14 protein-coding genes are annotated in these 13,257 nt (G+C 66.8%); 8 read left to right on the forward strand and 6 right to left on the reverse strand.

All coding sequences use genetic code 11. The features are described 5' to 3' along the window. Window positions 1-11: 11 nt before the first annotated feature. Window positions 12-674: a class I SAM-dependent methyltransferase gene (locus tag QM841_RS20495; protein ID WP_283333339.1), complete on the forward strand. Its 663-nt coding sequence runs from the start codon at window positions 12-14 to the stop codon at window positions 672-674. Between the two features lie 18 nt (window positions 675-692). Here QM841_RS20495 and QM841_RS20500 read toward each other — a convergent pair whose 3' ends face one another. After that, window positions 693-1,373, reverse strand: coding sequence for a TetR/AcrR family transcriptional regulator (locus tag QM841_RS20500; RefSeq protein ID WP_283333340.1), 681 nt, complete (start codon window positions 1,371-1,373; stop codon window positions 693-695). Between QM841_RS20500 and QM841_RS20505 the strand changes: the two genes are divergently transcribed. Next, window positions 1,351-1,950 carry a DUF2867 domain-containing protein gene (locus tag QM841_RS20505; protein ID WP_283333341.1) on the forward strand — a complete coding sequence of 200 codons (600 nt, stop codon included), beginning with the start codon at window positions 1,351-1,353 and terminating at the stop codon, window positions 1,948-1,950. The two genes, QM841_RS20500 and QM841_RS20505, sit on opposite strands and share 23 nt — an antisense overlap. Window positions 1,951-1,963: 13 nt before the next feature. On the opposite strand, the gene QM841_RS20510 is transcribed toward QM841_RS20505, so the two are convergent. Beyond that, window positions 1,964-2,899, reverse strand: coding sequence for an RNA polymerase sigma-70 factor (locus QM841_RS20510; RefSeq protein WP_009476517.1), 936 nt, complete (start codon window positions 2,897-2,899; stop codon window positions 1,964-1,966). Window positions 2,900-3,097: 198 nt separating this feature from the next. Here QM841_RS20510 and QM841_RS20515 point away from each other — a divergent pair, with 198 nt between their 5' ends. From QM841_RS20515 to QM841_RS20525, 3 genes are all read left to right on the forward strand, one after another. Then, entirely contained in the window at window positions 3,098-3,583 is a 486-nt protein-coding gene (locus tag QM841_RS20515) for a carboxymuconolactone decarboxylase family protein (protein WP_105418064.1), read from the forward strand. 77 nt (window positions 3,584-3,660) lie between these two features. Next, entirely contained in the window at window positions 3,661-4,326 is a 666-nt protein-coding gene (locus tag QM841_RS20520) for a HEAT repeat domain-containing protein (RefSeq protein ID WP_280779264.1), read from the forward strand. Window positions 4,327-4,340: 14 nt separating this feature from the next. Further along, window positions 4,341-5,357, forward strand: coding sequence for a MerR family transcriptional regulator (locus tag QM841_RS20525; protein ID WP_283333342.1), 1,017 nt, complete (start codon window positions 4,341-4,343; stop codon window positions 5,355-5,357). Between the two features lie 25 nt (window positions 5,358-5,382). Here QM841_RS20525 and QM841_RS20530 read toward each other — a convergent pair whose 3' ends face one another. The 4 genes from QM841_RS20530 to QM841_RS20545 are packed head-to-tail and all read right to left on the reverse strand — an operon-like array spanning window position 5,383 to window position 10,062. After that, window positions 5,383-6,627, reverse strand: a complete 1,245-nt coding sequence (locus tag QM841_RS20530; protein WP_283333343.1) for an NADH:flavin oxidoreductase/NADH oxidase family protein — start codon at window positions 6,625-6,627, stop codon at window positions 5,383-5,385. 29 nt (window positions 6,628-6,656) lie between these two features. Continuing rightward, complete coding sequence (locus QM841_RS20535) at window positions 6,657-8,126, reverse strand: class I adenylate-forming enzyme family protein (RefSeq protein ID WP_283333344.1); 1,470 nt, start codon at window positions 8,124-8,126, stop codon at window positions 6,657-6,659. Between the two features lie 11 nt (window positions 8,127-8,137). After that, the gene (locus tag QM841_RS20540; protein WP_283333345.1) at window positions 8,138-9,085 is read right to left on the reverse strand and encodes an alpha/beta hydrolase; all 948 of its coding nucleotides are present in this window, start codon (window positions 9,083-9,085) and stop codon (window positions 8,138-8,140) included. An 8-nt stretch (window positions 9,086-9,093) separates the two neighbouring features. Continuing rightward, window positions 9,094-10,062: an enoyl-CoA hydratase/isomerase family protein gene (locus QM841_RS20545; RefSeq protein ID WP_283333346.1), complete on the reverse strand. Its 969-nt coding sequence runs from the start codon at window positions 10,060-10,062 to the stop codon at window positions 9,094-9,096. Between the two features lie 177 nt (window positions 10,063-10,239). On the opposite strand from QM841_RS20545, the gene QM841_RS20550 reads away from it, so the two are divergent. From QM841_RS20550 to QM841_RS20560, 3 genes are all read left to right on the forward strand, one after another. Further along, a complete protein-coding gene (locus tag QM841_RS20550) occupies window positions 10,240-10,944 on the forward strand; it encodes a TetR/AcrR family transcriptional regulator (protein ID WP_120661608.1) in 705 nt (234 codons plus the stop codon). A 115-nt stretch (window positions 10,945-11,059) separates the two neighbouring features. Then, window positions 11,060-11,968: an SDR family oxidoreductase gene (locus tag QM841_RS20555; RefSeq protein WP_269592997.1), complete on the forward strand. Its 909-nt coding sequence runs from the start codon at window positions 11,060-11,062 to the stop codon at window positions 11,966-11,968. A gap of 46 nt (window positions 11,969-12,014) precedes the next feature. After that, window positions 12,015-13,043 (forward strand): NADP-dependent oxidoreductase, encoded by a 1,029-nt coding sequence (locus tag QM841_RS20560; protein ID WP_283333347.1) that lies wholly within the window; start codon window positions 12,015-12,017, stop codon window positions 13,041-13,043. Window positions 13,044-13,257 lie beyond the last annotated feature (214 nt).

Genomic DNA, 13,257 nt, shown 5'->3' on the forward strand with positions numbered 1-13,257 from the left:
CCGTCGATGTCATGACCGAGGACAACCAGGTTGCGCCGTGGGACGACATCTACCGAGGCGACGCGGAGGAATTTACGGGACCGGTGCCGTGGAACATCGGTGAGCCGCAGCCCGAGATCGCCGGGCTGATCGCGGAGGGCAAGTTCCGCAGCGACGTGCTGGACGCGGGCTGCGGACATGCCGAGACGTCCCTTCAGCTGGCGGCGCAGGGGTACACGGTGGTGGGCCTGGACCTGTCGCCGACGGCCATCGCGGTGGCTCAGGCGGCCGCCGCTGAGCGTGGACTGACGACGGCGACATATCAGGTGGCGGACATCAGTTCGTTCACGGGTTTCGACGGCCGGTTCTCCACGATCGTCGACAGCACCCTGTTCCATTCCCTTCCCGTCGATCGGCGGCGCGACTACCTGCACGCGGTCGCTCGGGCGGCCGCGCCCGGCGCGTCCTACTACATCCTGGTGTTCGCGAAGGGCGCCTTCCCCGAGGGCGAGGGCCCGAACCCGGTGACCGACGACGAGCTGCGCGAGGCCGTCGCCGAGTTCTGGACCATCGACGACATTCGCCCGGCCTTCATCCACGCGCTGCTCGGCCCGGAACAGGCCGCCAGCTGGGAGCACGACGAGCAGGGCCGGTCCAAGTTGCCGGCGTGGCTGCTGTCGGCTCACCTCGACTGAGTCAGCAGTCGGAAACCCTTACCCGGCTGAGCTGTTCGTACCGGACGGGCGCAGGAGGAATTCTCCGGCGAGTTGGATGGCTTCGCGTTTGGTGTACCCGGGGTGGTCCGCGACGATGAAGTGGCGGCCGATCGCAAGTCCGAACATGAGGGTGCTGCGTGCCTCGATTTCGTCGGGGTCGGTGACGAAGGTGCCGAACATCTTTCGCAGGAAGTCCATCCGCTCGTTGTCGATGGCGTGCAGGCGCGCCGCGACGGACCGGTCGTGGTGGGCCCAGGCCCGGATCGCGAGATCGATCCGTTGAAAGTCCTCCGAGTAGGTCAGTTGCCCCACGCGCCGGATTCTGTCGGCGGGGGTGCCGCCTTCGGCATCGGCTTGGGCGATAACGGCTTTGGTGCAGCGGCGTTCCCACTCGTCGAGCATCTCGGTGAGCAACGCGGGACGGCCGTCGAAGTAGCCGTAGAACCCGCCCTTCGTCACGCCGAGTTCGGCGGCGAGAGTCTCGACGCGGACGGCGTCGGGCCCTCCTCGCGCGAGGGCGTCGAGGCCCGCCTCTATCCAGCGGGCTCGTGTCGTGCGGGCGACGGCGGGAATCGGGCCACCTCCATTGATCGCGTTCAATTTGTACGGTACCGTATAGATGAAATATACGGTGCCGTATAGATCGGGGACGACAGTGCCACGAATAGCAGAGGCCACCTACATCGAGCAGCCCTGGCGCATCCACGAATTCACGCGAGACTTCGACGTCGAGGACGTGTGGTCGTTCCGCACTCCCGGAGCCGGGCCCGACGACTTCCCGACGATGCTCGCGGCGATGCGAGCCGCAGGCGGACCCGCGAAGCAGCCCTGGCTGGTGAGGTTCCTGTTCGCCGCCCGATGGAAACTCGGGGCACTCTTCGGCTGGGACAATGCCTCAACTGGTGTCGGTGAGCGGGTTGCCTCGCTCCGCGACCGCCTGCCCAGCGATCTCCGGTCCGCTCCGCGCGGCCCGGACGACGCGGGCATGCCCCTCACCGCGGTGTACGAGCTCGACACGGAGTCCGCCCGCGAGCTGGCGAACAAGACCGTGCACACCGTGATGCATCTCGGCTGGGCGAGCGGAGCGAACGGCGATTACGAACTGCAGATGACCGTTCTCGTCAAGCCCAACGGATGGTTCGGGCGGCTCTACATGACCGCCATCGCGCCTTTCCGATACCTCGTCGTGTACCCCGCCCTGACCCGGCAATGGGAGCGAGCGTGGCGCGACCGCCACCAAGCGGCGACGAGGTAGACGGCTTTCGGACTCAGCGGCTCACCGCGGTTTCCCGCTCGACGCGCGACAGCTTCTCCGGGTTGCGCACGATGTAGAGCCCGGTGATCTTGCCGTCGTCCATCCGCACCGCCACGACGTCGTCGATTTCCCCGTCGAGCCGGACGATCAGCGCGGGGGAGCCATTCATCTGCACCGGCTCGACCGACACCGTGCCGTCGATCCGGGGCAGGCCGGCCGCCAGCAGGCGACCCACCTTGTCGGCCCCCACGATGGGCCGCAGCACGGCCTGCTTGACTCCGCCACCGTCACCCAGGAGGACGACGTCCGGTGCGAGCAGGTCGAGCAGGCTCTGCAGATCGCCCGTTTCGAGCGCCCGTTGGAAGGCCTCGAGTGCGTCTCGGGACTCAGCCGGGGATACGACGCCGCGCGGCCTGCGCGCCGCGACATGCGCCCGCGCCCGGTGCGCGATCTGACGGACGGCGTCCGGGCTCTTGCCGACGGCGTCCGCGATCTCGCCGTACTCCAGAGCGAACACCTCACGCAGCACGAACACGGCCCGCTCGGTCGGCGCGAGCGTCTCCAGCACCAGCAGCATCGCCATCGAAACGCTGTCGGCCAACTCGACGTCCTCGGCCACATCGGGCGCGGTCAGCAGCGGCTCGGGCAACCAGGGGCCGACGTAGGACTCCTTGCGCCTGCTGAGTGTGCGCAGCCGGACGAGCGCCTGGCGGGTGGTGATCCGGACCAGGTACGCACGCTGATTGCGGACCGTGTCGAGATCGACCCCCGCCCACCGCAGCCAGGTCTCCTGGAGGATGTCTTCCGCGTCGGCGGCCGAACCGAGCATCTCGTAGGCGACGGTGAACAGCAGATTGCGGTGGGCGACGAACGCCTCGGTGGCGGGGTCCGAACGATCGTCCTGGCTCCCGCCGCGATCTGCGGGTGTGGTCTGCGACGTGCCGGCCATGGGTGGCTCCTCTTCACTCTCGACTGTGTCACACACCAGACACCGGACCCCGCCGTTTTGTGACACCCAGCCGTGTTGCCCGCTGCCAAATTACGTGACCGCGAGGCAGCGGCGTGAACGATTTGTCACAAGGATCGGGTCGCCGGCATCTCATGTTCGTTCCGAGCAGTACACGACACCACGAGTGAGGACGAAGTCATGGACGCCCGATTCAACCTGTTCGACAACGAGATCGCCCTGAAGTTCGGCAAGAGGTTCGCCAACGCGTCCCTGGTGATCGACCAATCGCCACTGCCGAAGGCCACTCAGGAACTGGTCAAGATCCGGGCCAGTCAGATCAACGGCTGCGGCTTCTGCACCGACATGCACACCAAGGACGCCACAGCTGCCGGCGAGACCCCGGTCCGGCTCAACCTCGTCGCGGCCTGGCGCGAGGCCACCGTGTTCACCGAGGCAGAGCGGGCCGCGCTGGCGCTCAGCGAGGAAGGCACCCGGCTCGCCGACGCCCACCACGGCGTGTCCGACGAGACCTGGGCCCAGGTGCGCAAGCACTACGACGACGACCAGATCGCCGCGCTGGTCTCGCTGGTCGCCCTGATCAACGCCGCCAACCGGATCAACGTGATCGTGCGCAATCCGGCGGGTTCGTACGAGCCCGGCATGTTCGCCAGTATGACGAGCTGACCGGCAGACGACAGCCTCCTGACAACGAGCCCTTGACCCTGACACAGTGACAAGGACTCGAATGGTCGGCGAAGGAGGTGGTTGTCGTGAACACAACCAACCACGGTGGGTCGAATGCCCACCTCGTCGACGCACTGTCCGCAGCCGACCCGTCGGGTCGGCTGCGGGCGGCGCTCTCCGCAGGCACACGCCCCGATCCGCATCTCACGGACACTCTCGTCGATCGGTGCGCCGTCGAACCGGACTTCTTCGTCCGGGACATGCTGACCTGGGCATTGTGCCGCTTCCCGACCGAGCTCACGGTGCCGAGACTGGTCCGGGAGCTCGGGTCGGACACCGCGCAGGCTCGCAGTCAGTCGCTGCACACCCTGTCCAAGATCGGGGACCGGCTCGCCTGGCCCGCCGTGTCGGCACTGCTGCACGACGAGCACGACGAGGTCGCGCGCAGCGCGTGGCGGGCCGCCGTGGCACTCGTGCCGCCCGGCGACGAGGCTGCCCTCGCGGCCGATCTGACGACCGAACTCGGACGGGGCGACCAGCACATGCAGCTCAGTCTGAGCCGTGCTCTGGTGGGACTCGGGGACGCTGTCCTCCCGGTCCTCGACGCGGCCGGGACGAATCCCGATCCGCGTATTCGAGCGCATGCGGAGGCGACGAAGCGGCTCTGTCACGACCCCGACAGCGGGTTCACCCTCTCGGTCGAGACGGCGAAACGCGTCGCGGTCACCGGTCCGGACGCGTAGCAGGAGGCGATGGAATGTTGATCGGTGAGGTCTCCCGGCGTTGTGGTGTCAGCACGCGGATGTTGCGCCACTACGACGGGCTGGGACTGGTGAAGCCCACGGGCCGCACGTCCGGCGGCTACCGCGAGTACTCCGCCGACGACATCCGACGCCTCTTCCACGTCGAGAGCCTGAGGACCTTGGGGCTGTCGTTGAACGAGGCCAAGCGGGCACTGGACGAGCCCGATTTCGCACCGGCCGATCTGGTGGGAGACCTCATCCGGCACACGCGCCGGCGGATCGCTGCCGAGCAGGAACTGCTCGGCAAGCTCGAACGCGTCGACGCCGCCTCGCCTGCGGAGTGGGACGACGTCCTGCGCGTCGTCAGTCTGTTGCGTGCGCTCGAATCGGAGTCCGCGGCCCGCCGTCAGCAAGCGATCCTGTCTCAGGACGGGACTGCGTCGCTGCCCGTCGAAGCGCTGGTCGAGGCCATCCTGTCGGAGGACGACACCAATGTGGCCGGAGCGCTGCAGTGGTCGTTGGCGCGGGCCGCCGGCCCGGTACTCGCGGATCTGGCCGACGGTCTCGACGCGGAGGAGGTCGATGTCCGGCGTCGCGTCACTACCGCGATAGCGGCAATCCACACCGCGGAGGCGGCGGTTCATCTGAGACGAGCCCTCGATGATTCGGACGCCACGGTCCGCGGGTACGCGGCCCTCGCTCTCGGCAGCCGCGGAAGCGTCGACTCGATACCCGCCCTGATCGAGATGGTCGTCGAGGGGCGGCGCGATGTGGAGGCCGCCGAAGTGCTGGGCCTGCTGACGACGGTCTCACCCTCGGCCGACGACATCGTCCAGGCCCTGCAGGACACGCTCGGTGGCGCCGAGGACGCGCCCACGCGGTTGCGGATAACGCAGGCCCTTGCCGAGATTCCCGGCACCGCGGCCCGGCGGGCACTCGACGGGCTGACCCACGACGGCGACCGGACGATCGCGGCCACCGCAGCCGCGATCGTGAACATGCAGGACCGCGGACGAATCATCGAACGTTGAGCCTCCGACCCGTCCGGAGTCTGTGCTAGCCGCCGCGTTTGCGTCCGAAGGACCCCCGGCCGTTGCGGCGCAGCAGTGCCACCGTGGTGGCGAGGCGCCCCCGATTCGGGTCGGGTTCGAGACCGGCGCTTATGCGGTGCAGCTGGTCGGTGTGCCAGCCGAGGTCGAGTACCCCGTCGAGTGTTTTCAGGTCGACCACCTTGCCGAAGACGCCTCGCATCCCGGATCGCAGTTGGTGTGTGGTGAGGGTGTCGGTTCGCCCGGTGAGAATCACGTCGGCTGCGTCGGTCGTCGTTGCGGTGGGTCGGCCGATACCGACGACATCGCATTCGCCGGCCCCGATCGCCTGATCCATGGCGGTGCGGGAGCGGAAACCGCCGGTGACCGCCAGCGGGACATTTCCTGCCAGCGCGCGGACCGTGCGCGCGTACTCGAGGAAATACGCCTCGCGGGCGCGTGTACTGGCCGCGGCGGTGCCCATCATGGCGGGGGACTCGTAGCTTCCGCCGCTGACCTCGATCAGGTCGAGGCCTTCCTGCGCCAGTGCCGCGACCACGCCGCGCGACTCGTCCTCGGTGAATCCGCCGCGTTGGAAGTCGGCCGAGTTGAGTTTGATGCCGACCGCGAAGCCGGGCGACACCCTCGCGCGGATGCGGCGCACGACCTCGAGGACGAACCGCATCCGCCGCTCCGGGTCACCGCCCCAGTCGTCGTCGCGCCGGTTCGCCAGCGGTGAGAGGAACTGGGCGACGAGGTAGCCGTGTGCACCGTGAATTTGCACGCCGTCGAAACCCGCTGTCTCGCAAACGAGAGCGGCGGCGGCGAAACGTTCGATGATGTCCTCGATCTCGCCGGGAGTCAGCTCACGCGGGGTTACCGCGCCGGGAATATCGAGCGGGACCGCGCTGGGGGCGACGGGAGTGTGCCCGAGCGCCAGCGGGTTCGACTGGCGTCCCGGATGGTTGAGTTGCACCCAGATCGGTACGCCGGCGTCTTTGGTCGTCTTGGCCCAGCTTGTCAGTGCGTCGAGGTCGCGTTCGTCCTCGATGACGACGTTGCCCGGCTCACCGAGCTGGGTGCGGTCGATCATGACGTTGCCGGTGACGAGTAGACCGTACCCGCCTCGACTCCAGGTGGTGTAGAGCCGCTCGAGGCGGCCGTCGGGAGCGTTCCGCGCGTCGCCGAGCGCTTCGCTCAACGCGGCCTTCATGATTCGATTGGGGAGCACCTGGCCGCAAGGCAGTGGTAACGGGTCGTGGAGGGACGTCATAGAGGTTTCCTTTCAGACGGATTCGTTGGTCACGACGTTGCAGAGAGCGCTGTGTGGGCGGCCCGCAGTGCAACCTTGTCGATCTTGCCGACCGCGTTCTTGGCGATGGTGTCCACCACGACGAGCGCGGTGGGGCGCTTGTAGCGGCTGAGTTTGCGCGCGCAGAGCGCTTGCAACGCAGCGGGATCGACGGTCGAATCGGGTGTCGGCTGGACATAGGCGACGACGACCTCACCCCAGATGGTGTCGGGAACGCCGATCACGGCGGCCTCGAGCACGGACGGGTCGCCGGCGAGGACGTCCTCGATTTCCTTGGGATAGATGTTCTCCCCGCCGCGGATGATCATGTCTTTCGAGCGCCCCACCAGGGTCAGGTAGCCCTCCGGATCGAGGTGGCCGACATCGCCCGTGTGCAGCCATCCGTCGATGACGGTCTGTGCGGTGTCCTCCGGACGGCCGAGGTAGCCGCGCATCACATTGGGGCCGCGCACGACGACCTCGCCGTCCACCCCGGGGCCCAGTTCGACGCCGTTCTCGTCGACGATGCGCATCTCCTGACCGGGGAAAGCGATCCCTACCGTTCCGGCGCGCCGGGGTCCGGTGAGAGGGTTGAGGGTGGAGGCGCAGGTCCCTTCGGACAGCCCGTAGCCCTCGAGGAGGGCAACCCCGTACCGGTCCTCGAACCGGGTCAGCAACTCCGCTGAGGCGGGTGCGGCACCGCAGATGCCGAACCGCAGTGAGGACGTGTCGGGCCGAACATCGGCCGGAAGCGCCGCCAGGATGCTGTAGATCGTCGGCACCGCGCTGAAGTAGGTGGGGCGTTCGGATTCGACGAGGTCGAAGAAGGTTCGGGGATCGAATCGGCCGGCGATGACGACGCTCGCGCCGGCGAGTAGCGGGGTGAGGACGCTGACGACGATGCCGTTGACGTGGAAGAGCGGCAGGATCAGCAGGCATCGGTCTGCCGGCCCCAGCTGCAGCGCCTGCACACCCATCTCGGCCATGGCGTCGATGTTGGTGTGGTCGAGCATCACGCCCTTCGGCACCCCGGTCGTGCCGCTGGTGTAAATCAGCAGGGCGAGTGCGGACGTGTCCGCAGGTGGTGTGTGATCGGACTCGGTCGCCTCCTGGAACAGCTCGTCGACGGCGAGAGTGGCAACGCCACCCAATAGGGTCGTGCCGTCCTCGACGACGAGCAGCCGTGCGGCGGAGTCGGCGAGCTGCCGAGCGACCTCGACGTCGGTCAGGGTCGGGTTGACCGGGGTGATGGTGGCGCCGAGCCGCCAGGTCGCGAACAGCAGCACCACGAACTCGGTGCGGTTGGTCAGCTTCAGGGCCACGACGTCTCCGGGCCCGATTCCCCGGTCGTGGAGGTGGCGGGTGGCCGCGCGGACCCGGTCGAGGAACTGAGCGTTGGTGAGCGATCCGGTGGCGTCGGAGACCGCCGGTGCGTGCGGGTCGAGATCGGCGCGGCGGTCGGGCAGCGATGCGAAGTTCATCGTGGTCGTGTTCACCTTCGGTGTGGTGCGGCCCGGCCCGGTGACGGTGTGACCGGTGCCGAGTCGAGTTGGCGGGTGAGGAAGTCGATCTGGTCACGGACCAAGGCCTCGAAGGGTTCGCCGAGGTAGAAGTCGAAGTGGCCGGCGTCGTAGGTTCTGATCTCGCCTCGTGGTGCTGTCCGCGCGTATCGGAGGGTCTGGGCGGGTGGTGTGACGGTGTCGGTGTTGCTCACGCAGAACAGGATCGGGAAGGCGACCTTCTTCGCTGCCCGCCCGGGCCGGTAGGTAATGAGACTGGGAATCACCCGTGCCGCAACCTCGTTCCGGAACGTCGTCCCTGCCGGCACGATCGCCTCGTAACCGGACAGCGCGTCCGGGGCGTTCATCAGAGCAAGTGAGCCGGGGGGTCCGGCGAGCGGAATCATGACCGGCGCGCGCCGACCAACCTTGGCCATCAGATCCCGGGCGACCACGGGGGAGGCCTTCACTGAGGCGGCCGGGCCGAGCGCGAGCGCGGAGGCCAACCCGTCGGTGAACGGGCACTGCGCGACCGCCGCCCGCAGTTCGGGGTGCCGTGACGCGACGGTGATGGCGTGGCCGCCGCCGAAGGAACTGCCCCAGACCGCGATGCGGGTGCTGTCGAGACCGCCGCGAGCCTTGACCCAGGAGATGGCGGCATCCCAGTCGGCGAGCTGGCGCTTGATCGACAGCAGCTGACGGGGTTGGCCGCCGCTGTCACCGAAGTGCCGATAGGTGAACGCGAAGGCGGCGATGCCGGCCCTGGCGAAGCGTTCGGCGAAGGCGTCCAGGCGCATGTCGCGGGTGGCGCCGAGGCCGTGGCCGAGGATGACGACGGGCGGTGAGGTGACGCCGGTGGGCAGATACAGCCATGCGGCGCACGAGCTGTCGCCGGAGGAGAAGAGGACGTCGTGGCGGGTGAAAGGTTTCTTGCTGGCCATGGCGGGTCTCATCGTCCGTTCGTCGAGCGAAGCCCGGGCACGCGCCCCGATTCGAGGGCCTGCTTGTAGGTGTCCGGGTTGTAGAGGGGCAGCTCACCGGTGGCGTCGGCGGTTGCGAGGTAGTCGAGCATCAGCTGCTGGCCGTCCTCGGATTGGTCGGTGCCGAGGAATTCGGTGCGTTCGACGTGCAAACCCTCCGTCAGCGACATCGATCCGCCGAAATACACCGACCTCTTGACGGCAGCGATGGCCTCCCTCGGGCGGGCGCCGAAGTACTCGGCGAGTTCGGTCGCCCGCGTGATCACGTCGTCGGGGGCGACGACCTCGTCGACGGCTCCGTTGGCGAGGGCCTGCGCGGGAGTGAACGGCCTGCCTTCGAGGATGGCGACCAGGGAGCGGTGGGTGCCGATCAGTCGGGTCAGGCGCTGGGTACCGCCACCACCCGGATTGATTCCCAGCAGTACCTCGGGCTGGCCGATGAAGAAGTCACCGTCGGCCATGACCCGCAGGTCGCACGCCCAGGCGAATTCCGCGCCGAGGCCGAGGGCTGAACCATTCAGGGCGGCAACGAAAATGACACCACTGGCGTTCATCTTCAGAAACGTCGCGTGCAGCCGGTCGAGCTGGACCGCTCCCCACAGCGGGGTCCTGCGCACCACGGGCTCGAGGGCGCGGGCGCGATCAGCGCCTCTGGCTACCCGCGCGATCGCGGAGGCACCGCGACGGCCCAGCGGCGGGACCGCTGCACCCTCTTCCTGCAGCCACCGCACATCCGCATGGCTGACGAACCGGCCGGGGCGTGTCCCGGTGAACACGACCGCACGGACGCGCGCGTCGCGGTCGACGCGGTCCACCAACTCCTCGAGCTGGTTGGCTATGTCGAGGCCGAACAGGCTGTGCGGGCCGCCGTCGACGCGGACGATCAGCACGTCCCCGCGGTCCTCGACCTCGAGATGGCCTTTGTCTTCGTGTGTCATGAGATTTCACATCCGTAAATGGGAGGAAGGGGAAGGACGTGCGGCGAGCACCCGTGGGAGCGGCCATCAACCTGTAACTTCGTTATGACGTACTATAACCATGTTATGCGGTGGTGGCAAGGGTCACTCGGGCACTTCGGTGCCCACCGGGCGGAAAATGCGAAGTCAGGTGGAGATATGGGAGAGACGTCGCCGACCACACCCGAGGGTGTGCCGGAGCGGCTGATTCGAGCCACGGTCGGCCTGCTGGCCGAACAGGGCCCGTCCGCGATCAAGGCGCGGACGGTGGCGTCCGCGGCCGGACTGTCGACGATGGTCGTCTACCACCACTTCGGCGGCATCCCCGAGCTCGTCCGCGCGGTCGCAGACCATGGATTCACCGAACTCGGCACGGCCTTTTCCCAGGTCCCTGTGACGGAGGATCCGGTCGTGGATCTGTTCGTGCTGGCATTGACGTGCCGGCGCCAGGCGCGCGAGAACCCCCACCTCTACGACCTGATGTTCGGACTCTCCACTCGTGCCACCTACCGACCGTTGGAGTCGGACGTGCGGTTGAGTGGACATTCTCCGGCCTTCCGTGATGCCTACACACACGTCACCGACGCGTGTGCGCGCTTGGTGAACTCCGGCAGGGTCGAGCCCCACGCCCCGGAGGTGGTCGCGGCGCAGTTGTGGAGTTACGTGCACGGCTACATCACTCTCGAGCTGGGCGAGCACTTCGCCGAGTTCGACGACGCGGTGGGACAGGTGCTGCTGCCGATGGGCGTGAACTTTGCGGTCGGCCTCGGCGACACGCGCGAACGTGCCGAGGTCTCACACGAGAGGGCCGTGCGCATGTACGACTCGGTCCGGCCCGCTTTGGACAGCTCGGCGGGCGCCTGAGCCGAGACCGCGGGGCCCCGGCGCGAAGTCGTTGCTGGGGCTCGGAGCCATCCCGACTGGAGGTTGATGGAGCAGGGGCATTGCCTTCGTCATATAACGAAGTTACAGTTGCCGCATGAAACGTGATCTCGTGGGCCGCAAAGTAATCGTCACCGGAGCCGCGCGCGGCATCGGCGAGCAGGTAGCACGCCTTGCCGCGGCGCAGGGTGCTCGGCTCGCCCTGATCGGTCTCGAACCCGACAGACTGCGCGCCCTTTCCGAGGAACTCGGCCCGTCGGCGCACTGGTGTGAGGCGGACGTGCGCGACAGCGCGGGATTGCGGTCCGCGATCGACGAGTGCGCCGATGTCATGAACGGCGTCGACATGGTCGTCGCCAACGCCGGAGTGGCCGCATACGGAACGGTGCGACACGCGGACGAGGCGTCCTTCGAGCGAGTCGTGGACATCAACCTGAACGGCGTATTCCGCACCCTCAAGCATGCGACACCTCATCTGCAACGCAGCCGGGGCCACGTCCTGATCGTGGCATCCGCACTGTCCTTCACCTCGATTGGCGGTCTGGCCTCTTACGGCGCGAGTAAGGCCGGGGTCGAGTCGCTCGCACTTGCCTATCGCGCGGAAGTGGCCCACCTCGGGATCACCGTCGGTCTTGTCCATCCGTCCTGGATCGATACCGACCTCGTGCGGGGCGCCGAGGTCGACATTCCTTCTTTTCAGCAGATGCGCCGGCGCCTGCCGTATCCGGGGAACGTCACGACCAGTGTCGACCGAGCGGCCTCCGCCATCGTCGACGGGCTCGCATACCGGCGCGGTCGCGTCTACGTTCCCCGGGCGGTCGCCGTCGCCAACTGGGCCAAGGCGCTGCTGAATTCTCCGGTCGTGTGGCCGTGGACCAGGCGGTTCTCCGCCGCGACAGTTCCCGCCCTCGAAACCGAAGTTGCCGCCTTGGGCAGGAACGACCAACTCGTTCCAGAGTTGCCGCACCTCAGTGAAAACGATCAGCGCAGCCCGGCGCACATCTAGCGAAACCGGCTGTGGTCCGCACGAACACAAGAGATAGGAAATCACGATGAAGGCTGTCGTTCTCGATCGATACGGGAACATTGACGGTGTGCGGGCGGGTGAGGTACCCGACCCGGAGTTGCGAGATGATGACGTCCTAGTTCAAATCCACGCCGCGAGTGTGAACCCCTTGGATCTGAAGATCCTGAAGGGAAAGCTCAAAGCTATTCTGCCGTACCGTCTACCGATCGTCCTGGGCAACGACCTGGCCGGTGTCGTCGTTCGAGTCGGCGCCGCGGTGCGCCGATTCAAGCCCGGCGACGAGGTATACGCGCGGCCCCGGCAAGATCGGATCGGCACGTTCGCGAAATTCATTTCCGTAAACGAGGAGGACGTGGCGATCAAGCCACGAGAACTCACCATGGAAGAGGCGGCGTCGATCCCTCTGGTCGGTTTGACCGCGTGGCAAGCGCTGATCGAGAGGGCAAACCTGGAAGCGGGACAGAAAGTTCTGGTCCATGCCGGCTCAGGCGGTGTCGGCACGTTCGCGATTCAACTGGCCAAGCATCTCGGCGCGACCGTGGCCACGACGACGAGCACCGGGAATGCCGATTGGGTCGAGCGCCTCGGTGCGGATGTCGTCATCGACTACAAAAAGGATGATTTCGCGGAGATCCTGCACGACTACGATCTCGTCCTCGACACCCTCGGCGGTGAGACGCTCAAAAGATCACTCCGCGTTCTCAAACCCGGTGGACAGATCATCTCCATCTCCGGTCCACCCGATCCCAGCTTCGCGAAAGAAGCCGGATTGAACTGGATCGTGCAACAGGTGATGTGCCTGCTGAGCTTTCGAATCAGACGGGCAGCGAAACGACGCGATGTGACCTATTCGTTCCTGTTCATGAAATCGAGTGGAGAACAATTACGCCGTCTTGCGTCCATCATCGATGCCGGCGCCATACATCCGGTCGTCGATCAGGTCTTTCCCTTCGAATCAACCAAAGCAGCACTGGATTACGTCGAGCAGGGACGCGCAAAAGGCAAGGTCGTTGTCAAGGTCGGAGGACAATCCCATAGCGAGGCCACCTTCTGATGTCGTCGGGATCGGGTACTTCCGTCGACACCAGTCGATGGCGAGTCAGAACTGACGTCCGCGGTCGACAGGCAGTGAGTGAAACGTGAAACCGTGGAACGACGCAGAATAGTCTTGCTGGGCGCGACAGGGTATACCGGGCAACGAGTACTCCTAGTGTCCTGAGTCATAAATAAGCCATCGGTTGTTAAGATTGGTCATGGCAACTCGCGGT

Origin of the sequence: Rhodococcus sp. IEGM 1307 (genome assembly GCF_030056915.1) — a bacterium.
GTDB classification, from domain to species: Bacteria; Actinomycetota; Actinomycetes; order Mycobacteriales; family Mycobacteriaceae; genus Rhodococcus_F; species Rhodococcus_F opacus_D.

What these genes read in the sequence shown, in the direction of transcription:
- QM841_RS20550 (WP_120661608.1), top strand. Translation starts at nt 10,240, where the DNA reads ATGGGAGAGACGTCGCCGACCACACCCGAGGGTGTGCCGGAGCGGCTG.
- QM841_RS20530 (WP_283333343.1), bottom strand. Translation starts at nt 6,627, where the DNA reads ATGACGTCCCTCCACGACCCGTTACCACTGCCTTGCGGCCAGGTGCTC.
- QM841_RS20555 (WP_269592997.1), top strand. Translation starts at nt 11,060, where the DNA reads ATGAAACGTGATCTCGTGGGCCGCAAAGTAATCGTCACCGGAGCCGCG.
- QM841_RS20510 (WP_009476517.1), bottom strand. Translation starts at nt 2,899, where the DNA reads ATGGCCGGCACGTCGCAGACCACACCCGCAGATCGCGGCGGGAGCCAG.
- QM841_RS20535 (WP_283333344.1), bottom strand. Translation starts at nt 8,126, where the DNA reads ATGAACTTCGCATCGCTGCCCGACCGCCGCGCCGATCTCGACCCGCAC.
- QM841_RS20515 (WP_105418064.1), top strand. Translation starts at nt 3,098, where the DNA reads ATGGACGCCCGATTCAACCTGTTCGACAACGAGATCGCCCTGAAGTTC.
- QM841_RS20540 (WP_283333345.1), bottom strand. Translation starts at nt 9,085, where the DNA reads ATGGCCAGCAAGAAACCTTTCACCCGCCACGACGTCCTCTTCTCCTCC.
- QM841_RS20560 (WP_283333347.1), top strand. Translation starts at nt 12,015, where the DNA reads ATGAAGGCTGTCGTTCTCGATCGATACGGGAACATTGACGGTGTGCGG.
- QM841_RS20525 (WP_283333342.1), top strand. Translation starts at nt 4,341, where the DNA reads ATGTTGATCGGTGAGGTCTCCCGGCGTTGTGGTGTCAGCACGCGGATG.
- QM841_RS20545 (WP_283333346.1), bottom strand. Translation starts at nt 10,062, where the DNA reads ATGACACACGAAGACAAAGGCCATCTCGAGGTCGAGGACCGCGGGGAC.
- QM841_RS20495 (WP_283333339.1), top strand. Translation starts at nt 12, where the DNA reads ATGACCGAGGACAACCAGGTTGCGCCGTGGGACGACATCTACCGAGGC.